The 20,620-nt window shown below is 58.1% G+C and carries 19 protein-coding genes; 9 read left to right on the top strand and 10 right to left on the bottom strand.

Annotated elements, in window-relative coordinates; genetic code table 11:
- Positions 1 to 24 precede the first annotated feature (24 nt).
- From OHL23_RS25950 to OHL23_RS25985, 8 genes are all read right to left on the bottom strand, one after another.
- Entirely contained in the window at positions 25 to 1,482 is a 1,458-nt protein-coding gene (locus tag OHL23_RS25950) for a sensor histidine kinase (RefSeq protein ID WP_263354956.1), read from the bottom strand.
- Entirely contained in the window at positions 1,479 to 2,168 is a 690-nt protein-coding gene (locus OHL23_RS25955; protein WP_263354957.1) for a response regulator transcription factor, read from the bottom strand. Before OHL23_RS25955 ends, OHL23_RS25950 begins: the two co-directional genes overlap by 4 nt.
- Before the next feature lie 138 nt (positions 2,169 to 2,306).
- Positions 2,307 to 3,371 (bottom strand): HoxN/HupN/NixA family nickel/cobalt transporter, encoded by a 1,065-nt coding sequence (locus tag OHL23_RS25960; RefSeq protein ID WP_263354958.1) that lies wholly within the window; start codon positions 3,369 to 3,371, stop codon positions 2,307 to 2,309.
- Between the two features lie 137 nt (positions 3,372 to 3,508).
- Positions 3,509 to 3,946 carry a nickel-responsive transcriptional regulator NikR gene (gene nikR / locus OHL23_RS25965; protein WP_263354959.1) on the bottom strand — a complete coding sequence of 146 codons (438 nt, stop codon included), beginning with the start codon at positions 3,944 to 3,946 and terminating at the stop codon, positions 3,509 to 3,511.
- Positions 3,947 to 4,035: 89 nt separating this feature from the next.
- Positions 4,036 to 4,563, bottom strand: coding sequence for an ankyrin repeat domain-containing protein (locus OHL23_RS25970; RefSeq protein ID WP_263354960.1), 528 nt, complete (start codon positions 4,561 to 4,563; stop codon positions 4,036 to 4,038).
- A 38-nt stretch (positions 4,564 to 4,601) separates the two neighbouring features.
- Positions 4,602 to 5,072 carry an ankyrin repeat domain-containing protein gene (locus tag OHL23_RS25975; RefSeq protein WP_263354961.1) on the bottom strand — a complete coding sequence of 157 codons (471 nt, stop codon included), beginning with the start codon at positions 5,070 to 5,072 and terminating at the stop codon, positions 4,602 to 4,604.
- Between the two features lie 84 nt (positions 5,073 to 5,156).
- Positions 5,157 to 6,683, bottom strand: coding sequence for a catalase (locus OHL23_RS25980; RefSeq protein WP_317891732.1), 1,527 nt, complete (start codon positions 6,681 to 6,683; stop codon positions 5,157 to 5,159).
- Positions 6,684 to 6,802: 119 nt separating this feature from the next.
- Positions 6,803 to 7,711: a LysR family transcriptional regulator gene (locus OHL23_RS25985; protein ID WP_263354962.1), complete on the bottom strand. Its 909-nt coding sequence runs from the start codon at positions 7,709 to 7,711 to the stop codon at positions 6,803 to 6,805.
- A gap of 151 nt (positions 7,712 to 7,862) precedes the next feature.
- Here OHL23_RS25985 and OHL23_RS25990 point away from each other — a divergent pair, with 151 nt between their 5' ends.
- The 5 genes from OHL23_RS25990 to OHL23_RS26010 all read left to right on the top strand — a co-directional run bounded on the left by OHL23_RS25990 (position 7,863) and on the right by OHL23_RS26010 (position 13,627).
- A complete protein-coding gene (locus OHL23_RS25990; protein WP_263354963.1) occupies positions 7,863 to 8,168 on the top strand; it encodes a DUF3467 domain-containing protein in 306 nt (101 codons plus the stop codon).
- Positions 8,169 to 8,403: 235 nt separating this feature from the next.
- On the top strand, positions 8,404 to 10,179 hold the full coding sequence (locus tag OHL23_RS25995; protein ID WP_263354964.1) for an ArnT family glycosyltransferase: 1,776 nt from the start codon (positions 8,404 to 8,406) through the stop codon (positions 10,177 to 10,179).
- Between the two features lie 34 nt (positions 10,180 to 10,213).
- On the top strand, positions 10,214 to 10,594 hold the full coding sequence (locus OHL23_RS26000) for a cupin domain-containing protein (RefSeq protein WP_263354965.1): 381 nt from the start codon (positions 10,214 to 10,216) through the stop codon (positions 10,592 to 10,594).
- 106 nt (positions 10,595 to 10,700) lie between these two features.
- Positions 10,701 to 12,506 carry a tetratricopeptide repeat protein gene (locus OHL23_RS26005; RefSeq protein WP_263354966.1) on the top strand — a complete coding sequence of 602 codons (1,806 nt, stop codon included), beginning with the start codon at positions 10,701 to 10,703 and terminating at the stop codon, positions 12,504 to 12,506.
- A 245-nt stretch (positions 12,507 to 12,751) separates the two neighbouring features.
- Positions 12,752 to 13,627 carry a c-type heme family protein gene (locus OHL23_RS26010; RefSeq protein ID WP_263354967.1) on the top strand — a complete coding sequence of 292 codons (876 nt, stop codon included), beginning with the start codon at positions 12,752 to 12,754 and terminating at the stop codon, positions 13,625 to 13,627.
- Between the two features lie 58 nt (positions 13,628 to 13,685).
- Here the strand turns inward: OHL23_RS26010 and OHL23_RS26015 are convergent, their stop codons facing one another.
- Positions 13,686 to 14,816, bottom strand: a complete 1,131-nt coding sequence (locus tag OHL23_RS26015; protein ID WP_263354968.1) for a serine/threonine-protein kinase — start codon at positions 14,814 to 14,816, stop codon at positions 13,686 to 13,688.
- A 198-nt stretch (positions 14,817 to 15,014) separates the two neighbouring features.
- Here OHL23_RS26015 and OHL23_RS26020 point away from each other — a divergent pair, with 198 nt between their 5' ends.
- The 4 genes from OHL23_RS26020 to OHL23_RS26035 all read left to right on the top strand — a co-directional run bounded on the left by OHL23_RS26020 (position 15,015) and on the right by OHL23_RS26035 (position 19,443).
- Positions 15,015 to 16,469: a DHA2 family efflux MFS transporter permease subunit gene (locus OHL23_RS26020; protein ID WP_263354969.1), complete on the top strand. Its 1,455-nt coding sequence runs from the start codon at positions 15,015 to 15,017 to the stop codon at positions 16,467 to 16,469.
- A gap of 131 nt (positions 16,470 to 16,600) precedes the next feature.
- On the top strand, positions 16,601 to 18,244 hold the full coding sequence (locus OHL23_RS26025; protein ID WP_263354970.1) for a formate--tetrahydrofolate ligase: 1,644 nt from the start codon (positions 16,601 to 16,603) through the stop codon (positions 18,242 to 18,244).
- Between the two features lie 104 nt (positions 18,245 to 18,348).
- A complete protein-coding gene (locus OHL23_RS26030) occupies positions 18,349 to 18,912 on the top strand; it encodes a hypothetical protein (protein ID WP_263354971.1) in 564 nt (187 codons plus the stop codon).
- A gap of 57 nt (positions 18,913 to 18,969) precedes the next feature.
- Positions 18,970 to 19,443 (top strand): YybH family protein, encoded by a 474-nt coding sequence (locus tag OHL23_RS26035; protein WP_263354972.1) that lies wholly within the window; start codon positions 18,970 to 18,972, stop codon positions 19,441 to 19,443.
- Positions 19,444 to 19,647: 204 nt separating this feature from the next.
- On the opposite strand, the gene OHL23_RS26040 is transcribed toward OHL23_RS26035, so the two are convergent.
- The gene (locus OHL23_RS26040) at positions 19,648 to 20,580 is read right to left on the bottom strand and encodes a VWA domain-containing protein (RefSeq protein WP_263354973.1); all 933 of its coding nucleotides are present in this window, start codon (positions 20,578 to 20,580) and stop codon (positions 19,648 to 19,650) included.
- Positions 20,581 to 20,620 lie beyond the last annotated feature (40 nt).

Genomic DNA, 20,620 nt, shown 5'->3' on the forward strand with positions numbered 1-20,620 from the left:
CACAGAATTCTTGTTCTCTTAACTTTACAAAACGATCGAGCGGGGCGGCTCGTCTTCGGACAGGGGAATACGGACGACAACAATGGTCCCTACGTTCAATTGGCTGCTGATCTCAATCGTACCCCCGAAGCTCTCGACGATTGCCTTACAAATTGCGAGCCCCAGCCCAGTCCCACCAGTCTTCCTGCTGCGCGACGGATCGCTGCGGGAAAATCGCTCGAAGATATGAGGCAGATCCTCCGGAGCTATGCCTTCGCCGTCGTCGCAGAAACGTAACTCGGCGAAAGCGCATCGGCGTTCGATGTCCACCGCGACGACGGAGTCGACCGGGCTATGCTGCAATGCGTTGATGAGAAGATTGGTGCACAACAGCTTGAATTGCTGTGGGTCGATGTTGGCCGACAGGGTTCTGTCGCCATGAATTCGAATCGGAACTCCACTGGCCTGCGCCATACTCTCCAACTGGACGGCAGCTTCGCTCAAGTTGTGAAAGACGTCCGTTCTGCAATCGGCAAATCCTTTCTCCTTGTCCTCCTCCAAACGAGCGAGGCTGAGCATCTGAGCAACCACTCCCTCCATCCGCCCGCAATCGGTCAGGCATTGCGCCAGACCCGCCTGGTATTCTTCCGTGCTCCGCGGCTTCATCTCAAGCAACTGCAACGAAGACTTCACGACGGCAACACTGGTCTTCAACTCATGCGCGGCGTCGCCCACAAAGCGCCTTTGCTGCTCGAACGACTGCTGCAGTCCGGCGATCAGCGACTCAAGTGCCGAGACGAGAGGGCTGAGCTCCCTGGTCATCCTCGCTCGCTGCGAAGGGTGGAAACTCCAGGACGTTACCGAGACCTTCGAGGCTCCCGAAGCAAGTTCCCGCAACGGCGCAAGGCCGCGATTCAACAGCCACGACATGAGAATGCCGGTGCATGCCAGGACAATCAGGCTGCTGATCGCGTAAAAGCCCGCCGCTCGGAACACCGCGTTCCACACACGTTTCACCGACGAGCCATAATAAATAGTGACGTAGCGGCGAATCCCTCCTCCCTTGTCTCCGGGATCGACAATGCGCAGCCCACGCATACGAATTACGCGATAAATCTTTCCATTCACAACGGTCGAAAAGAAGGCTCCCTCATCGCGATCCCTCGGATTCCAATCCATTCCGCCATTCGGACCGATGGCCAAGCCGCCACGCCAATTCGCGGAACGCCCCAGAACCTGGCCTCTCGCATCGACGACCTCATACACATCGTCTGCAGGGACTGTAACCTCGGTTCCGTCCAGCATCACATTGTCACTTGCGTCCTCTGCGTCCTGGACCGCTCCCAGCATGGAGTCGGCGCGACCGCGCAGCAGGATATCGAACGAACGAAAATGAGCATGCCGCTCATAAAGCAACGCGAGTCCGGTAACGCAGAGTGCTGAGATCAGCTCAATCAACAGCACTGTGGCAATGAGCCGCCTCGAAATGGAGTAAGGTTTCACTCTTCTTCTACCTTATAAATCAGGAGCCGATAACCGCGCCCACGCAGCGTCTCGATACTGGATAGCTGCTCCCCGCTGCTCAGTTTCCTGCGCAGGTTCGAAACATGCACCTCAATCACATTCGAGTGGTGCTCCCAGTTGTAGTCGTAGAGATGCTCCAGCAACTCCTGCTTGGAGACAATGACCCGGGGACGATGCATCAGATACTCCAGCACCCTGTATTCCATGGGAGAAAGCGCGATCTCCTCGCCCGCTCTGCGCACGGTCTGCTCCAGTGTGTTCACGACGATGTCGCCGACCTGAAGGGTGGGATGCGCCACCCCTTTGCCCCTGCGAATGAGAGCCTTGACACGCGCAAGCAACTCGCCCAGGTCAAACGGCTTGCTCAGATAATCGTCCGCTCCTGCATTCAATAAGCTGATCGTAGACCCGACCTCGCCTCGCGCTGTCAGTATCAACACCGGTGTCTCGTCCTTGCTGGCGCGTAGCCTCTTCAGAACGCCGACTCCGTCAAGCCTGGGCAGCATCAGATCAAGGATGATCAGGTCATAGCAGCGGTTACCGGCCAGTTCCACACCGGTCACACCATCCTCGGCGCAGTCGACGGCGAAACCGGGACCTTCCCGCAGGGCGCGGGCTACGTTTTCCGCGAGACGGAGTTCATCTTCAATCAGCAGAACACGCATGAAATCATTATCAACCCCGCCACATGAAGCGAACCTTAAGAGTAATCCCCCTGCGCCGCTACCGATTGGATTGGATTGGAGACATGAAATTGAGCGTCACGCCCGCGCCACCGTGCGATCAAAGCATCTCTGGGATACTTAGGATTCAACGCGTTCCGGTTCGAGAATGTCAAAGCGTCGCCATTTATAAACGGCGATAGAAACAATCCAACTCACGGCGAACAGGGCAATGATGAAGTAGCCCAGCAGGCCGAAGTTGTCATTTAGCTTGTTCACCAGATCCCAGAACACACCCGTCGGATGGAACTGATCCGCAAGCAGGCCGAGCGCTTCGATTCCACCCACAGCAATGGCGACCACGACCGAAACCGAAGTAATAGTGATGTTATAGTACAGCTTGCGGATTGGCTTCACGAAGGCCCATCCGTAGGCGCCGAGCATCAGAATATTGTCGGTAGTGTCGATTAATGACATGCCTGCCGCAAACAGCGCCGGGAAGACAAGAATCGACCACAAGGAAAGCCCTTTCGAAGCTTCGGCGGCGGAGATGCCCAGCAGTCCAATCTCGGTCGCGGTATCGAATCCGAGGCCAAACAGCACGCCGAGCGGATACATGTGCCAACTGCTCCGGATCATGGCGAACATTGGCCGGAAGAGCCTTGACAGAAAACCGCGGTTGCCAAGCAGCAGATCGAGATCCTCTTCAACATAAGGCTCGCCACGCCGCACCCGCGTGAAGGTGCGATAGACCGATTGAAGAACCATCAGATTGACGATCGCAATTCCAAAAAGAAAGAAGGTCGACGCCAGCGTGCCGATCACACCGCCAATCGCCCTGACAGCGTCGAAGCGATGCTGCAATGCGAGCGCCGTCCCCGCAATTGCGATGGAACCTGCAATGACGATGGTGGAGTGCCCGAGAGAGAACATCAGCCCGACAGCTACAGGCTTCTTGCCTTCTTGCATCAATTTCCGGGTGACGTTGTCGATAGCAGCGATATGATCCGCATCAACGGCGTGGCGCAGACCAAAACTGTACGCCAAAAATGCCGTTCCGAGCAGTACCGGAAATCGATCAAATGCAATCAGCGCCCACGCCCAGACCACTAGATTGAATACCAGCAGGACGCTATAAATTCCGATGACTCTGCCACGAGTATTGTGGTCTTCGTCGTTGAGGAGAGCCCGCAGGAAGGATGGCATCGGATTCCTTGAATCTTCGAGTCCGCAGATTGCGAATTCCGCAGCAGCCGGACCGATATCTCCTCGATCGTAGCACGTATTTTGGAAGTGTGTTACGCTTTACAGCGATTCGGAAATCGCTCTAATCGGAGATTGCTCTAGGGATGCTCGTGGTGTCCGGCCTTAATATCAGTGCCCGAGTTCGTCAGGACCAGTTTTCCTAACTCCACTCCGCGCAGTGCCAGCATTCCATCAGCCACGGCCTGAAGTTTTTTGCTCTTGCCCTTCATGATGATCACTTCCAGGCAGTAGTTGTGGTCAAGATGGACGTGCGTCGCCGCCAGAATCATCGCGCCTGCGGTATGCTGCACCTCGGTCAACTTCTGCGACAAATTCTGTACGTGGTGGTCGTAAACCAGCGTCAGCGTACCGACCACTGGCTTGTTCGAAACCACAATCTCTGAAAGAAGCGCCTCACGGATCAGATCGCGAATCGCCTCGGAGCGATTCTCGTAACCGCGTTTGGCGATCAAGTGGTCAAACTCGTGCAGCAGATCCTCTTCAAGCGAAACGCCGGTGCGAATCAGTTGCGGCATAGACATTCTCCGCAACGATTGTAAAGGCAGAATAATGCACGGGGCCAAAGCAATCAGCCTTGGCCCCGTGAGATCTGTTGCCTTTTAATTCAGTGCTTGAGCAGAGCCAGCATCTCTGGATCGTCTAACTGTTGCGCCAGATAAATTGCATCGAAGCCGCGCTTGTCCTTCATCGTTGGATCGGCCTTGGCCGCCAGCAGCAGTTTGACTGCGTTCTTTCGGCCGAACTCGACTGCGTACATCAGGCTGGTCGCGCCGTTGTCGTCCGCGGCATTAATGTCAGCCTTGGCGTCAATCAGCAGCTTCACGCATTTTTCGTCGCCCTGAAACGATGCGGCCATGAGTGCCGTGCGGCCGACCGGGTCCTTGATTTCCGTGGAAGCGTGGTGCTGCAACAACAACTCCGCGACATCGGGACTTCCGTTATAGGAAGCCAGCACCAGGGCAGTAAAACCATCCTCATTCCGTTGATTGATGTCGACGTTGCCTGCGATGAGGCTCTGCACTGTCTTCGTGTCGTCAGCGCGAGCAGCATTGAACAGATCCGACGACTGCGCCTGCACTCTGGGCACGCACAACATCACCGCGAATAAAACAAAAAACAATGTATCCTTCATGATCTCTCTACTTCCAGAGTCGCTGTTTATGTAACGGCTCAATTTCCCATTGCTGAAGCTGTCGTCGAATGCGATGCATCCCAGTCGCGAAGAACTTTGACCACAGAGAACTTCGCGAACATGACCGCGTATGCCATGCAGGTCAGCCCCTTTGCGTCCCTGGCATGGATGTCCGCGCCGTGATCGAGGAGCAGCTTTACATCCCTGTCGTCTCCCTTGAAGGCAGCTCCCATCAAGGCTGTCCGGCCCGAGGCGTCCTTCTTCTCTGTGGCCGCGCCATGGTCGAGGAGGAACTGTGCCACCTCGTAGCTTCCGTTGTACGTCGCAATGATCAGCGGCGTGTAGCCCTTCTCATCCTGCTGGTTGATGTCGGCCTTGTTTGCAAGCAGAGCCTTCGCACCGCTCAGATCATTCGTCCGCGCCGCAATGAACAAGTTCGCGGACTGTGCGTTTGCCATCCCGGTAAGGGCGACACACGCGAACAAGATAGCGATCCATCCAGTTTTCATAGAGTTCTCTCTTTTGCTGCGCAGACGCAGCCCGAGCATTGAAATCTACGCTCGGACTGCAATCTGTCTATTGCGTGTTTGTAATTAGAGTGCGGCAGCGCGAGTTGCAACCTGATCTACGCTGATGTGCAGGCCATCTGCAAGGCGGGTTCCGTAGTTCTTGTCTGCCTTGTAGAAGTTGGCCACCGCCGCAAGGACTGTGTCCGGATTGGTAATCTGCGAGAGGTCGTGCACCAGGTTCTCAATCAGGTCGTCCTGATCCTGCTTGCTCACGGAGCGGTACAACTCGCCTGCCTGACGATACTCATCCTTGATCCGGATGGGCTTCTGCTGGCTTGGGCCGTCCGGCTGAATCGGGGAATAATCGAAGGCCGGATTCTCGGCAATCGTGTTCTCTGCGCGATTCGGCTGGTAGTTGTACTCACCGTGCGTCTCGCGGTTGTCCATGTGGCCATCCTGGCTGTAGTTGTTGACCGGCGAGATGGGGCGGTTGATTGGCAGCTGCTGAAAGTCGGGTCCGATGCGGTAGCGCTGCGTGTCGAGGTACGAGAACAGACGTCCCTGCAGCATGCGATCCGGCGAGGGCTCGATACCGGAAACCAAATTGCCGGGCGCGAAGGCTGACTCTTCGGTTTCCTGGAAGAAGTTATCGGGCATCTTGTTGAGGGTCATCTTGCCGATCTTGGTCTGGGGGAAGATCGACTCGGGCCAAATCTTGGTGTCGTCAAACGGATCGAAGTCCAGCTTATCCAACTGCTCCTGTGTCGCGATCTGCACGCTCAGCTCCCAGGAGGGGAAGTTGCCCTTGCCGACCTCGCGATAGAGATCGTCGGTGCCTTCCTGGGTGTCCTTCAGAAACGCGGCAGCAAGGGTACGCGGGTTGGTGTTCAGGTAGCCCTGCATCGAGGTCCACTTGTACTTGACGAACACGACCTTGCCCTGCGCATTGACCCAGCGGAACGCATGCACGCCAAAGCCATCCATCTGGCGGTAGTTCAGCGGAGTGCCGCTGTCGAGGTACATGTAGGTCATCATGTTGGTCGATTCCCTGTCCAGCGAAAGGAAGTCCCACTGACGTGTCGGATCCTGGCGGTTGGTCACCGGCGAGGGCTTCATCGCGTGCACGAAGTCGGGGAACTTGATGGCGTCGCGAATAAAGAAGACCGGCTGGTTGATTCCGACGATGTCGTAGTTGCCCTGCTGGGTATAGAACTTCACTGCGAAGCCACGGGGATCGCGCGTTCCCGTCTCCGCCGAGCCCCGGAAGGGCATCACGGTGGAAAAGCGAACGAAGACCGGGGTCTGCTTGCCCGCGGCATTCAGAAAGTCCGCCTTGGTGTACTTCGACTGGTCTCCGTAGGAAACGAAGAAGCCGTGTGCCCCGACTCCGCGTGCGTGCACGACGCGCTCCGGGATACGCTCGCGATCGAAGGCCTGGAGCTTGTCGATCAAGTGCAGATCCTGCAGAAGAACGGGTCCGTCATTGCCAACCGTAAGTGAATCCTGATTGTCGCCGACAGGTGCTCCTGAATTGGTAGTCATAGTCTTTTGCTGCTGCGCCCAGAGCAGGCTTCCGGATAGAAGAAGTGCGATTGCAATCGGTGCTTTCATTATTGTCTCCACATTTGCGCCTGTGCCTTGGAAGCACAATGTTGGCGCGCTCTCTAACCCTAACGCGCACAGTCGTTTGGATACAGAGATGCGGAGCTATGAGAGCCATAGGCAAGCGCCTATGGAGACACCTGAGCGGACATGGTATCGGACATGGTATCCGCCACCGTTCGCAGCCACTTCGTGAAGGCTTGCAGCGGCTTGAATCGAACGCTGCTTTCGAGCCGTGCATAGCCCACGCGTCGAAACTGCGCTTTGGCCAATGGCACGACGGAGCAATTCACGGCATGAGCCGCTGCCATCATCGGAGCAATCGTAATGCCGGCGCCCGAAGCCACCAGTGGGAAGATCGTGCCGAAGTGGTCGGCTTCAAAGGATGGCGCCATCTCAGCGCGGTTGCGCGTGCAGGCGGTGAGCATATCTTCACGAAAGCAGTGACCCTCCTTCAGGAACAGCAGCCGTTCACCGGAAAGATCAAAGGTGGAGGCAATTGTTCGGCTTGTCAGCGAGTGCCCCTTTGGGGTAACGAGCACCAGTGGATCGCGCATCAGCTCGCTGCACACGACGTTTGGATAGCGCAGGGGAAGGCTGCAGATGATCGCATCAAGATCGCCGGCCTGGAGCATTTCCGCCAGACGCGTCGTTGTCTCCTCGGTCAGAATCAGTTCGACCTCTGGAAATTGCCGAAGGAAGCCGGAAAGATGCGGCGCAAGCAAATAAGGCAATACCGTAGGAATCGCTCCCACGCGCAGGGGACCGCGAATGCCTTGCTCCAGTTGACGCACTTGTGCCGCCGCCTTCTTCGAAGAACTCAGGATCTCCAACGCATGAGGATGAAAAACCTCTCCGGCACGCGTGAGCTTCACCGATCTGCCCAGACGGACAAACAGAGGTGAACCGACGGACTGCTCAAGCCGCTGAATCTGTTGTGAGAGCGAAGGTTGTGTGACCCCCTCCTGATCTGCCGCCTTGGTAAAGCTACCGGTTCGAACCACTGCGCAGAAATAGCGAAGCTGATGGATTTCCATGCTTTGATTTCACCCTGACGATTGGCACGGCAAAGCGAGCATCCAATGCAACTTCCCGGCTCGCCCTGCTCTCTGAGATACAAAGAATTGGATGCCGCAGCCACGCTGCAAGTCGCCTTTTCACCGTCCACCAGAGTAATCTGGTGAGACTATGAGCCAGAACCCGCAGCAACCACGCGTCAACATGGTCCAGGCCGCCGGATACCGCGACACCTACGCCAACAGCGTTCAGATCCGCGTCAGCGTCTGGGATTTTCATCTCATTTTCGGCCAGGCCAACTCCGAGAGCCCCGATCAGCTCAGCATCCAGAATCACCAGGGAATTTACTTGAGTCCACAGCAGGCCAAGGCCCTGTGGAATGTGCTCGGTCAAAATCTGGCCCAGTATGAACAGGCCTTTGGCGAACTGAATCTTGAACCGCAGATTCCGAACTTCCCCCAGGGCACCGTCAATTAGCTGTTTCCCAGCTATTCCCGGCTGTTCACCGTCGAAGCCTGATCCCGCAAGATGAACCGTCTGCCAGCCGCGCGCCCAACCGAGTGAGATGAAACTGAGCACTTTCCAATCTGGCGAAAGCAAGACTCCGGGCGCCCCATCCACAAGAGACGCCCTATCCACAAAAGTGGGTGCCCCATCCTTGACGCGCATTTTGCGGCAAGGGTGGGGCACCACAACAGCGGATGACCCACCTATGTACTTGCCTTTTCGCCCCCAATCCTTGGTGCCGATTTTGCACCAGGATTGGGATGAGGCAGCTCAGGATGATCCAACCACCCCGTCTACGCCCCGTGCAGGTCGCTGGCGCACCCTGATGCGGAAACTCAGCGGATCTGAACTCATTCCACGCCCCGACGCGCCCCTTCCGCTTTGGATGATCTTCCCGGTCATCTTCGCGGCGCTTTACCTGACGCACTGGAGCCTGCTCCGGCTGCCGTATTACTGGGACGAAGCAGGCTATTACATCCCCGCCGCCTGGGACTTCTTCCGCACCGGCTCCCTGATTCCGATCACGACAATCACCAACGCCCACCCGCCGTTGCCGTCGGTTTACCTGGCTCTCTGGTGGCATCTCGGCGGATTTCACCCGGCTGTGACCCGCGAAGCCGTCCTTATCGTTGCCTCAGTTGGACTGCTTGCTGTCTGGAAGCTGGCCATGCGCCTCAATCCCAGCCCGCTCGTAGCTTTCTGGACGCTACTCCTCACTACCCTCTACCCCATCTGGTTCGCGCAAAGCACCCTGGCCCATGCCGACATCTTCGCCGCCGCAGCCACGCTCTGGGGTCTGGTTTACGCACTTCCCGACGAAAACCGAAAGCCCGGCATCCGAAAATTCTGGTTTGCCGCAGTCTGGTTCTCAATCGCAGCCCTCGCCAAAGAAACAGCGATCATCACGCCGCTGACGCTGGCCGCCTTTGAACTCACCGCTGGCTTCCGCAAATCCAAACCAATCCGCCGCCGCAGCTACCAGTTGGCCGCTGCGCATTTGTTTTGTGTTATCCCGCTGGCTGCCTGGTACGCCTACCACCGCGCGAAGACCGGCTTCCTCTTCGGCAACCCGGAATTCCTCCGCTACAACGCCACTTCGACGCTCGAACCGCTGCGTATCCTGGCTGCTTTCGGCCACCGCCTGCTGCACCTCTTCGGCCACATGAACATGTTCGTGCCCGTCCTCTGCACCGCAGCCGCGATGGTCCTCGATCCAGTTAAGAATCAAGCCGGCGAAACCCCGGCCCGCATCAGCTTCCCGGCGCAGGCGCGCATTTACGCCGTCCTGCTGGCGAACGCGCTGGCCTTTTCCGTCCTCGGTGGGGCGCTGCTTACGCGCTATCTGCTGCCGATGTATCCCCTCGTGCTGTTGATCGCCGTGTCAACCTTTCATCGCCGGGTTCGTTACTGGCAGTTGCTGACGGTCTTCTCGGCGGCTGCCTTCGTTGTGGCTCTTTTCATCAATCCTCCCTACGGCTTCGCGCCCGAGGACAATCTCACCTATGCCCGGGTCATCCGCCTCCACCAGCAGGCGATTCGCCAACTCGCCGCGCGCTACCCCGGCTCGACCGTGCTCACGGCCTGGCCGGTAAGCGACGAACTGACCCGCCCAGAGCTGGGATATGTGAAAACTCCCTTCGATGTGGACCGTATCGAAGACTTCACCGCCGCCCAGATCGACCGCGCAGCCCAGGACCCCGGTGGCTTTTCCTCGGCGCTGGTTTTTTCCACGAAAGAAGAACCTACGATTCTGCCCTTTCACCTCAACAGCCCGGCTGTAGAAGAAGAGTACTTTGGCCTGCACCACGACCTGTCCGCGGCGGCCATCGCCCGCCAGCTCGACGGCGACATCGTGTGGCAGGACGTCGATAACCTCCAGTGGGCCGCCGTTCTTCGATTTCATCGCGCCGTCGAGGCCCGGTCGGACAGAAATGAGTCCTTTCCCAGCACATTGCAGCAGTCTGCACCCGTTGTAAGGTAAGAAATTGCAGGAGATAACCAGAGCGGAGGCTCCCATGGCCGATTCAGTCACCGACTATCCCTACGAAACCCGCCTGAACATCCTCTATCAGCCGCTTGAAATCATCGACGAAAAGGCGCTCGCCGACGCCTGCGAATACAAGTGGTTCAACCAGACCCTCTGCAAAGTCAACGAATCCGTAGTCCGCGTCGGCATCATCGAGGGCGAATATCACTGGCACAAGCACGATGCGGACGACGAATTCTTCTACGTCGTCGAGGGCACGTTGTTCATCGACCTTGAAGACCGGACCGTCGAACTCGGACCCCGTCTGGGCTTTGTCGTGCCAAAGGGGACCCTGCACCGAACACGCGCTCCGCATCGGACGGTCATCCTGATGGTCGAGAATGCGGGCATCATCCCAACCGGAAACTAGTTCGTGTTCAGGGTGCCGAAGTCTGTTCCTCGTCGACGGATGAGGCAGGCTTTGTCGGCGCCATGGACCGGCAAAGCCGATACCCAACGCCTATAATCACGGTGTTGTGCTTAATTTTCTTCGATCCCGTATTCCAGCAGCCGGGCTTGCCGCCGCAGTTGTACTTCTGGCGGCCGTCTCCGCCCTGCAGGCTCATGGCCAGACGACGGCAGACGGCGGCGCGGACCCAACCGCTTCAATTGGCGGGGGGCGCATCCTGCTGGTGCTGCCATTCGACAATCTCGCCGACCAGGCCTCCGATCAAGCCACCAATCAGCCCTCCCCTGCCATTCCAGCCGCGCAGACTCCAGGTCAGGTGAAGACGCAGACAAATCCCGACCCCGCGACCCTGGACTGGATCCGCGAAGCAGCCCCTGAGATCCTGAACAGCCGCTTCAGCTCAGCCGGTTTCCTCCCGCTGACCCGCGAAGACCGCCTCTACGCCCTGGACCACCTCGGCCTGCCGGAAACCTTCGAGCCCAGCCGGGCGACTGCTCTGCGCATCGCAGAAACCCTCGACGCCAACTACATCCTCATCGGAAACTATCGCGTCACGGGCGGCACTCTCACGCTGCAGGCGCGCATCGTCGATGTAAGCAAGCTGCGCCTCTCCGACCCGATCACCGAAACCGGAGAGCTCTCGCAGCTCATTCCACTGCTCAATTCTCTGGCCTGGCAACTAACCCGCAAGCTTGACCCCAGTTTCGGCGTTGCGGAAGAAACCTTCCGCGCAGCCGGTTCCAAAGTGCGCCTGGACGCCTTCGAGCAGTACATCCGCGGTCTGACGGAGCGAGACACCGACGAGCGTCTGCGCCATCTGAAAAAGGCCACCGATCTCAGCCCCGACTTCACCGCCGCCTGGATCGCAACCGGAAAACTCCAGTTCGCCAATCAGCAATACGAACAGGCCGCTGTTTCCTTCAGCAAAGTCACCCGCCCTTCGGGCTCGCCTGACCCAACCACGCTCGAAGCAGCCTTCTACCGCGGCCTTTCACTCATTTTTTCCGGCAACTATCCGCGCGCTGAAGAAGCTTTTGCCGCCGTCGCCCGGGTACTGCCGCTTCCAGAGGTGGTAAACAACGAGGCCGTCGCCAACAGCCGCCGCGTGCATGACGCTACCGCGGCGATCGCACTCTTCCGCCAGGCCGAGGCCGCCGACCCAACCGATTCCGACTACCACTTCAATCTCGCCGTCAGCCTCCACCGGCACGGCGACAAGTCCGAAGCCCTCACCGAACTCGCCCAGAGCCTCAAGCTGCGCCCCAACGACAGCGAAGCCAAAGCTCTCGAAGAGGCCTGGAAGACAGACAAACCACAGCCCCAATCCACATCTCAGTCCGACGGCGTGATGGCCAGCCAGCCCGAGCCACTTGAGCGCATCAAGCGCACCTACAACGGGGCTGCTTTCCGCCAGGCGTCGCTGATGCTCGATCAGGTCGAAGCCGCCCGCCTCGCCGCGCTTCCCGGTCCCCAACGCGCCGCCAAACTCAGCGCCTCCGCGCGGGCAAAGCTCGATCGAGGTTTGCTCCTCGAGGCCGAGAGCGGCTATCAAGCAGCCCTCGCCGCCGATGATCACAGCGCCCAGGCCCACGCAGGCCTCGCCGAAGTCCGCGAACGCGCCGGCGACATCGACGCCGCCCGAAAAGAAGCCCAGGCCGCGCTCGACCGCCAGCCCAATCTCGACGCCTACCTCGTCCTGGCAAGGCTCGATCTTGCTGCAAATCACCTCCCCGAAGCCCAAAAAGAGGCCGAAGAAGCAGTGCAGCTCGACAACACCAGCCGCGCCGCCAGAGACCTGCGCAAAGTCATCGAGACCCGCATCGACAGCCACTCCGCAAGCGATGGAAAGCCCGCTGCTGCGGTAAAACCCTAGAACTCTTCACGCCCGCACAGGGATCACTGTCGATTTCGAAATTGGTTGCACTTTAGTGCCGTATCTTGATCGGCCACGGTACAGCTGCACACTTGACAGCCTTTCGCGAGGCTGCGATTGTTCTTGCTGAGCGCTTAGCCGCTTTCGCTGAAGCCTCCGGTGAAAGTATCGGCTATCAGCCCATATTTCGACTTTCTCCATCCCGCTATCCAATCTCAATCCCTGTGCCGGTCGAGGAGACTTCCGTGAAGCTACTTGCGAAATTCAACCTGGTGCTCATCTTCATCTTCGGACTGGGCATCTCCCTGATTGCCTACTTTGCCTACAACTTCCTCATGGACAATGCGAGGCAACAGGTGCTTCAACAGGCCGAACTCATGGCCGCCAGCGCTAGCGCCACAAAGGACTACACCGACCAGCACGTAAGTCCCATATTGGAGAAAACGCCGCAACACAGCAGCGACTTTCTGGCCCAGACCATTCCCTTCTCCGCGGCCAACGTCACCTTCAAATACCTGCGCTCCTCCTATCCAGACTACGTGCTTCGGGAAGCTGCGCTCAATCCCACCAATCTCGATGACCGCGCCACCGAGTGGGAAGTCGACCTCATCAATTACTTCCGCAACAATCCGAATCAGACACAACATGTCGGCGAACGCAGCACTCCCACTGGCCAGGTCCTCTATGTAGCCGCCCCGATTGTTGCCGCTCAGGGATGCCTGCAGTGCCACACGCAGCCGTCGATCGCGCCCAAAGCCATGATCCGTCACTATGGTCCGGATCATGGCTTTGGCTGGAAACCGAACGACATCGTCGGCGCGCAGATCGTTTCCGTCCCCATGTCGGTTCCGATAGCCCTCGCTGACAGGGGATTCCACAATCTGCTCATCAGTCTGGGGGCCATCTTTCTGCTAACGATCGTCCTCATCGATCTCGCCATGTACTTCATCGTGATCCGCCCACTTCGCCGCGTCTCAAAAAGCGCCGACCTCATCAGCAAAGGCGAAATCGATCAGCCGCTCCTGGCCGTAAACGGCAAGGACGAAATCGCGGAGGTGACCGCATCCTTTAACCGGATGCACACCAGTCTCATCAAAGCCTTCGAGATGCTGAATGGATGAACGCAGAGACTGATTGAATCTTCGTATGAATAAGTCTTTGTTTTAATGAGCCTTTGTTTTAGTGAGCTTTTGACCGCAGAAATGCGGCCCTGTCCGTCTCTGAAGTGATCTGCTTGGCCGCCTCGCGATAAATCGAATCGATATCGTCCGATTGCGCGGCCAGCTTTTTGACCACGAATTTGGCAACCGGCCCAATGTAGACCGCAAGTTTGCGGGTCACCTCTTCCAGCGGCAGGCTCTGCATTCCGCTCCCCGATTGCAGCGTCGGCCGAACCATCCCGGTGGAGGGGTGCAAGAGGGTTGGCGTAACTGGCGGAGGCGGAGCTATCGCCGGAGCGAGACCCGTTGCCCGCTCCCGAGCGGTAGGATGGCCTGCGGAAGCCCCTTGCAGCGCAGCGAGAAATTCCGCCGCTGTTGCGAAGCGCCTCATCGGATCTTTCTCCAGCGCTCGCATCACTGCCGCTGAAACAGTCCTCGGAACCGCAGGCGCAATCTCGTGCGGAGGCACAGGAACCTGCTGCATAATGCCCAACATCGTCTCGTAACTGGTGGCCCCGGCAATGGGAAGCCTTCCCGTCAATAGCTCGTAAACCGTCACCCCGACGGAATAAATGTCCGAGCTAGCAGTCGCCTTCTGCCCGCTCACCTGCTCCGGAGACATGTAATTCAGAGAACCGACCATGAACCCGGACTTGGTCAGATCGCTGGATTGTTCCGTGCGGGCAATTCCGAAGTCGAGCAGCTTCACCAGGCCGCTTTCGGTGATCATGATATTCGAGGGCTTGATGTCCCGATGCACTACCCCCAGGCGATGAGCATAGTCGAGCGCCTGCAAGACCTGGCCGGCAATATCCAATACCTGGGGCAGCGTAATCGCCCCTCTCAGAATGCGATCCCGGAGAGTCTCGCCATGCACCAGCTCCATCACCATGGCGAGTTGGTCTTCATGATAGAAAGCTGTGTGAAGCGCGGCGATATTCCCGTGGTTCAGCCCCGCCAGCGTCTGCACTTCGCGACGAAACCGCTCCACCATCTCCGCTGCACCCGATTGATCCGGCAGCAGAATCTTCATCGCCTCACGCCGGCGCGAAATCAGGTGCTGCACTTCATACACCACCCCAAGGCCGCCGGCGCCGAGCTGGCCCACGACTTCGTAATCGCCGATTCTCTGCCCAACTGCAAACGCCATAGCTCAAGGATTGGCCTTCCGCGGCCAGTCTCCATCGAGTACACCCGATAACTGCCTCCGCGTCAAGAAATGTGTCCGCCTCTCCTGCTGAGCCAGATTGCACCGTGGTGGTAACACCGGGATTCAGTTCAAGAAAGTTCGAATGTGATCCGGTAGACATGGGCTGGCGTGGTTTTATGGAACTATGAGATTGAATCTATGACTTTATCCGGTCCCTCAGATAGCCTCGCAGCTTCGCCTGGCCACTCCGTCGCCAGCAAAAGGTTGCTTCCGTGGCTGGTCGCGGTTGCGTTTTTCATGGAGTCGCTCGACACCACAATTCTGAATACCGCCGTGCCCGCAATCTCCGAGGCGCTTCATGTCGGTCCTCTCAGCATGAAAGCGGTTCTCGCCAGTTATACGTTGAGCCTCGCCGTGTTCATCCCCATCAGCGGCTGGGTAGCGGACCGATTCGGTACGCGGCGCGTCTTCGCCACCGCCATCGGAATTTTCACGCTCGGGTCGCTCTTATGCGGCTTATCGAGCAACATCCAAGTACTCGTTGCCTGCCGCATCCTGCAAGGCTTAGGCGGCTCAATGATGGTGCCCGTAGGCCGGCTCACCCTGGTCCGGACCTTCGCCAAAGCGGATCTCCTCCGCGCCATGAGCTTCGTCTCCATCCCGTCGCTGGTCGCTCCCATGCTCGGACCCATCGCCGGCGGCCTGATCGTCGGCTATCTGCACTGGCGCATGATCTTCTTCCTCAACATCCCGATTGGCTTGATCGGGCTGGTCATGGTCTATCTGCATCTACCTGACTACCGCGAGGAGACACACCCGCTCGATACAGTCGGGCTGATCCTCTTCGGCGCTGGCGTCGCCCTGCTTTCCTACGTGCTTGAAGTCTTTGGAGAACACACCCTCGGCTCGGTCGAAATCTCCGGTATGCTGGCGCTTTCGCTTGCCCTGCTCGCGGGCTATTGGCTGCATGCAAAATCGCTTACCTCCCCCCTGCTGCAACTGAGCCTGTTCAAGATTCGCACCTTCCGCGCAGCGGTCTGCGGCAGCTTCTTTTCCCGGCTAGGCATCGGAGGCGTGCCATTCCTCCTGCCGCTGCTCTATCAGGTGGGCCTCGGCTTCACTCCAGTGCAGGCTGGACTTCTCATCATGCCTCAGGCCCTGGCTTCCCTGGCGATGAAGGCGGTTTTGCCGCGCATTCTGTCAGCCATCGGCTACCGCTGGGTGCTCACTTCGAACACCATCATCCTCGGCCTGCTCCTTCTGCTGTTCGCGACCATTGGCCCTCATACGCCGGTCTGGATCATCGTGCTCCAGGCATTTTTCTACGGAGCGTTTACATCCTTGCAGTACACAAGCATGAACACGCTGGTCTATGCCGACACCACAGACCAGCAGGCAAGCGCCGCCAGTTCCATCGCAAGCACCATGCAACAGATGTCGATCAGCTTCGGCGTAGCCGCAGCGGGATTGGCGACAGCGTTTTTCGTTCCCAGCAACAGCCAATCGGGACCAACCGAAATGATCCACGGCATTCATAAGGCTCTCATCGCGCTCGGAGGCCTGACCATCGTTTCGACCATCGTCTTCCTCAGTCTGAAACGCGAAGACGGCGACACCGTCAGCCACCAGAAAGTCTTCCATCCCGGCGGTTAAACCGCCTGCAAAAACTTAATTCACCCGGTTCCACAACCGAATCATGCCGGGCAATGGAAGGATGCGCTCCCGAAGCAGCAGATATCCTTGAAGTAGTGGTGCGTTCGTTGAAACGCATCTGAGGACATTGCGTGAAGAAATCCTTGTTGCCCATTGAAGCGGTTGCGGCCAAGCTGAACCTGACAGAAGACCTCTACGAGAAGCGCAGCCCGGTCACCGCGAAGCTCAGTCTCGACCTGCTGGAAGACGCTGGATTCCGTCGCGGCGGAAAGCTGGTTCTGGTGACAGCAACAACTCCAACGGTCTCCGGCGAAGGCAAGACCGTTACCTCGATTGGGCTGGTGCAGGGTCTGGAGAAGATCGGTAAGCGCGCTGTCCTTGCTTCGCGTGAACCGTCATTGGGACCGGTGTTTGGCATGAAGGGCGGTGCGGCCGGTGGCGGGCGCTCGCAAGTGGAGCCTGCCGAGAAGATCAATCTTCACTTCCACGGAGACTTTCATGCCATCACCTCCGCGCACAACCTTCTGGCGGCGCTCGTAGATTCGCACATGTTCCATGGCAATGAACTTGACCTTGACCCGGACGGCATCACATGGCCGCGCACGCTGGACATGAACGATCGCGCGCTGCGTCACGTCACCGTCAACGTGACGGGTCCAAAGAAAACGGATACGGATAAGAAGCATCGCGATGGCAGCAACCGTCACAGCGGCTTCCTCATCACGGCGGCTTCGGAGATCATGGCCATCCTGGCGCTGGCCACCAGCCGCGAAGATCTGCGCGCCCGCTTGGCGCGGATCGTGATCGGGCAGGACCGCAAGGGTAATCCAGTGCGCGCAGCAGACCTGAACGCAACCGGACCGATGATGGCGCTGCTGCACGAAGCATTGCTCCCCAACCTGGCGCAGACCACCGAAGGCACGCCTGCGATGGTGCATTGCGGGCCGTTCGCAAACATCGCGCACGGCACCAGCTCCGTCCTCTCACAGAAAATGGGGATGCAGATGGCGGACTACGTGGTCAACGAGACTGGCTTCGCATCGGACCTCGGTTTAGAAAAGTACATGGACCTTGTCAGCCCCTTGTCCGGCATCAAGCCTTCCATCGCAGTGCTGGTCACGACAGTTCAAAGCGTCAAGCAGCAAGGCGAAGGCGACCTGAAGCAAGGGTCCGCAAACCTCGAAAAACACATTGCCATCGTGCGCGGCTTTGGACTGCCCGTGGTGGTCGCGATCAATCGATTCCCAGACGATACCGAGGCTGAGCTTGACACGCTGCGCACGTTCTGCGAAACACGCAAAGCAAATTTCGTACTCTCTGAGGCGTACGCAAAAGGCGGAGAAGGAGCGGCGGCGCTGGCGCAGAAGGTCGTCGAAGTGATCGACGCAAATCCGCATATCGAACTGACGACCGCCTACGAATTGAGCGACCCGGTGATAGAAAAGATCACCAAGGTGGCGCAGAAAGTCTACGGCGCAGACGCAATTAAGCTGAGCGAGCGTGCCAAAGAAAGCCTCGCCCGCTTCACCCGCTGGGGTTTTGGCGAACTGCCCATCTGCATCGCAAAGACACAGTACTCACTTAGCGACGATCCCAAGCGCCTGGGCGCGCCGACAGGATGGACGCTCCACGTAACGGACATTTCACTTTCCGCAGGCGCAGGATTTCTCGTCGTCCTCTCGGGCGCAATGATACTGATGCCAGGACTGCCCAAAATCTCCCGCGCACTCGGAATCGACGTAGATGAACACGGTGAAATCACCGGAATATCGTAAATATTTGGATGCACAACCCACTGCCGGGAACAAAGAATCACTGAAAAGGCTCTCGATAAGGCACCATTCAGAAATGCGGACCAAATTCAGAATTTGGAGACATCATGCTTCGATTACCCAGGAATATTGTCGCAATGGGCGCTCTCTGTGCCTGCTTCGCGATGCCGCTTGGCGCCCAGAGAAGTTCTGCGGCAAAGGGCGTCAACTCTCTCGCAGCTCCAGTACCCACCCCGCTGCTGAACGGCAAGCGAGCGTTTATCTCCTACGAACTCGGGGACGTGTCTGCCTTTCCGTCAGGCTATAGTGGAGGTCCGGAACGAGCTTATAACGAGTTTTTTGCGGGCATGAAGGCTTGGGGCCGGTACGAATTGGTGTTGGACCCGAAGGATGCCGATCTGGTGTTTGCGATCCGGTTTGTCGAGTCCCCCGGCCTGAACATGCCGCAGATCAGAGTGGGCGTTTCGGATACTCAGACCCACGTGGCCCTGTGGGGATTCGTTGAGCAGGTGAATCCAGCCTTCTTCAAGAAGAATCGCGACGCCACCTTTTCAGCGACGGTCCAACTGCTCGTGTCCGACGTTCAGGCCCTGGTCACGCCAGGGCAGGTGACACCTGCGCGCACAACAACATCCGGAGGAAAAGTTCGATTTTCCGATCAGAACAAATAACAATCGCATACAGATGGCTCCGATTCGCGTTGTTGCCCGTTGAACAAAAGGAGGACTATGCGAAGGTTTCCAGTATTTCCCGCGCTGCTTTTGGCCGTGGCCTTGCCGGTGATTGCGCAAACAGCGACCCCCAGTCCCCGCGCTGAGATCGAAGCGTTCAACCGCCGGTTTGAGGACGCGACCAGACAAATGGACAATGCAGCCACTGTAGCGTTGTGGGCCGACGATGGTATCAGCCTGCTGCCTTCCACTGATCCCATCGTGGGAAAGTCAGCGATTTCCGCCTTCCTGGACAAGGTCACCTCAGACATCAAAGGCGCGAAGATGCAGAAGTTTGAGCTGGAGTGCTTCGCCATCGAAGCCTCCGGCGACCTCGCATCGGAATGGTGCAACGAACATCAGATTGTCCTCATGCCGGGAGGGAAACCGCCCTTCGATGGCCGTGGCAAGATGCTTCTAGTTTTGCGAAAGGGCCGGGATGGCAAATGGCTCTTGCTGCGTGAGATGTGGAATCAGGCAAAGGCAGATTGATATTGGATCTTCTGTCTCTCGCCGTATTAGGGCGGGTGGCACGTGTTTAAATATCCAAAAATGATTGGGTGCCACATGTCTCGCCTTTTGGAGACATGAAATCCGAGAAAACCCACCGTCGGACCTCAGCGTCCGATCCACTTTCGACATTCCAATCTTAGGTCAGACGTGAGACACCCGGCGACCATGGTCCTTGCAGATAATCTATTTGGCGGAGCTGGGCGCAACAAATTTCTTGCGTGCACGGGCATGGTTACCTGGCTGGGAGATGACGACCTTGAGCTGATGGGAAGAGCCATCGGCGCGGATGGCGGAGAGCGGGATGTCGAGAAGATAGAGAAGTTCGGGGTACTGGGTGAGGGCGGGAGGTAGGGAGGGGCCGGGGAAAAATGAGCCGCCAGTGGCAGAGCTGAGTTCTTCGAGTACTATATCGTCCTCGCTGCGAGTGACGGAGGTGGAGTCCTGGGTGTTGAAGGCATTGAGGACAACACCGGATTGAACGATGCGGTCTATGGAGACGGCAGCGGCAGAGCGAATTTCGGGGAAGTCGACGGAGAAGCCGGGCGAGAGGAGAACGAGCAGCCGGCGACCGGGAAGTTTGGACATCCGGGAGGCGTAATCGGCCAGTGAGGCATAGATGCCGATGAGGTCGAAGTTGTGGGCGCTAGTTCCCTGAGCGGCAAAGGGTGTTGCGTGGATGGAGGCGAGGGTTTGGCGGAGCAGACCGGGATCGCGGGAGAATCCGCTGTTCACAGAGCCGGTTCCTGTGACGATCGCGACGTACCCGTTGGAGTCGAGCGCGGCGGGAAGAGCGGCATCGACATTTTGCTTGGCGCTGTTCATCTGCTCCAAGGTGAGGTGCCGGTCGTCGAGGTAGAAGACGGTGAAGTGGGCTGCGGCGGACGATGCAGTGGAGAGGGCAAGGAATGCGGCGATGGGAGCGGGCTTTCCGTTATCGAAGATTTTGAAGTCATCTGCATGGAGGCCGGATACAGGTCTGCCCTGCTTGTCTGTGACGAGGACTGGGATGCGGATGTGGCCCGGGGGCACGTTGAGTTCGAAATCAGGTGCAGTTTGTGCGATGGCGGCTAGAGACAGCAAAGGCGAGATGAGCGCAAGGAATCGCAGGAAGAGCATGTAGATCCTAAGGCAGAAATAGGCGTCGCACCATATTAGC

It is taken from the genome of Acidicapsa acidisoli, assembly GCF_025685625.1.
Taxonomy (GTDB): domain Bacteria; phylum Acidobacteriota; class Terriglobia; order Terriglobales; family Acidobacteriaceae; genus Acidicapsa; species Acidicapsa acidisoli.

Bases quoted from the DNA above. Each gene is read 5' to 3' on its own strand.
- OHL23_RS25955 (WP_263354957.1), bottom strand. From the start codon at position 2,168: ATGCGTGTTCTGCTGATTGAAGATGAACTCCGTCTCGCGGAAAACGTA.
- OHL23_RS25960 (WP_263354958.1), bottom strand. From the start codon at position 3,371: ATGCCATCCTTCCTGCGGGCTCTCCTCAACGACGAAGACCACAATACT.
- nikR (WP_263354959.1), bottom strand. From the start codon at position 3,946: ATGCCGCAACTGATTCGCACCGGCGTTTCGCTTGAAGAGGATCTGCTG.
- OHL23_RS25970 (WP_263354960.1), bottom strand. From the start codon at position 4,563: ATGAAGGATACATTGTTTTTTGTTTTATTCGCGGTGATGTTGTGCGTG.
- OHL23_RS25975 (WP_263354961.1), bottom strand. From the start codon at position 5,072: ATGAAAACTGGATGGATCGCTATCTTGTTCGCGTGTGTCGCCCTTACC.
- OHL23_RS25980 (WP_317891732.1), bottom strand. From the start codon at position 6,683: ATGAAAGCACCGATTGCAATCGCACTTCTTCTATCCGGAAGCCTGCTC.
- OHL23_RS25985 (WP_263354962.1), bottom strand. From the start codon at position 7,711: ATGGAAATCCATCAGCTTCGCTATTTCTGCGCAGTGGTTCGAACCGGT.
- OHL23_RS25990 (WP_263354963.1), top strand. From the start codon at position 7,863: ATGAGCCAGAACCCGCAGCAACCACGCGTCAACATGGTCCAGGCCGCC.
- OHL23_RS25995 (WP_263354964.1), top strand. From the start codon at position 8,404: ATGTACTTGCCTTTTCGCCCCCAATCCTTGGTGCCGATTTTGCACCAG.
- OHL23_RS26000 (WP_263354965.1), top strand. From the start codon at position 10,214: ATGGCCGATTCAGTCACCGACTATCCCTACGAAACCCGCCTGAACATC.
- OHL23_RS26015 (WP_263354968.1), bottom strand. From the start codon at position 14,816: ATGGCGTTTGCAGTTGGGCAGAGAATCGGCGATTACGAAGTCGTGGGC.
- OHL23_RS26020 (WP_263354969.1), top strand. From the start codon at position 15,015: ATGACTTTATCCGGTCCCTCAGATAGCCTCGCAGCTTCGCCTGGCCAC.
- OHL23_RS26030 (WP_263354971.1), top strand. From the start codon at position 18,349: ATGCTTCGATTACCCAGGAATATTGTCGCAATGGGCGCTCTCTGTGCC.
- OHL23_RS26035 (WP_263354972.1), top strand. From the start codon at position 18,970: ATGCGAAGGTTTCCAGTATTTCCCGCGCTGCTTTTGGCCGTGGCCTTG.
- OHL23_RS26040 (WP_263354973.1), bottom strand. From the start codon at position 20,580: ATGCTCTTCCTGCGATTCCTTGCGCTCATCTCGCCTTTGCTGTCTCTA.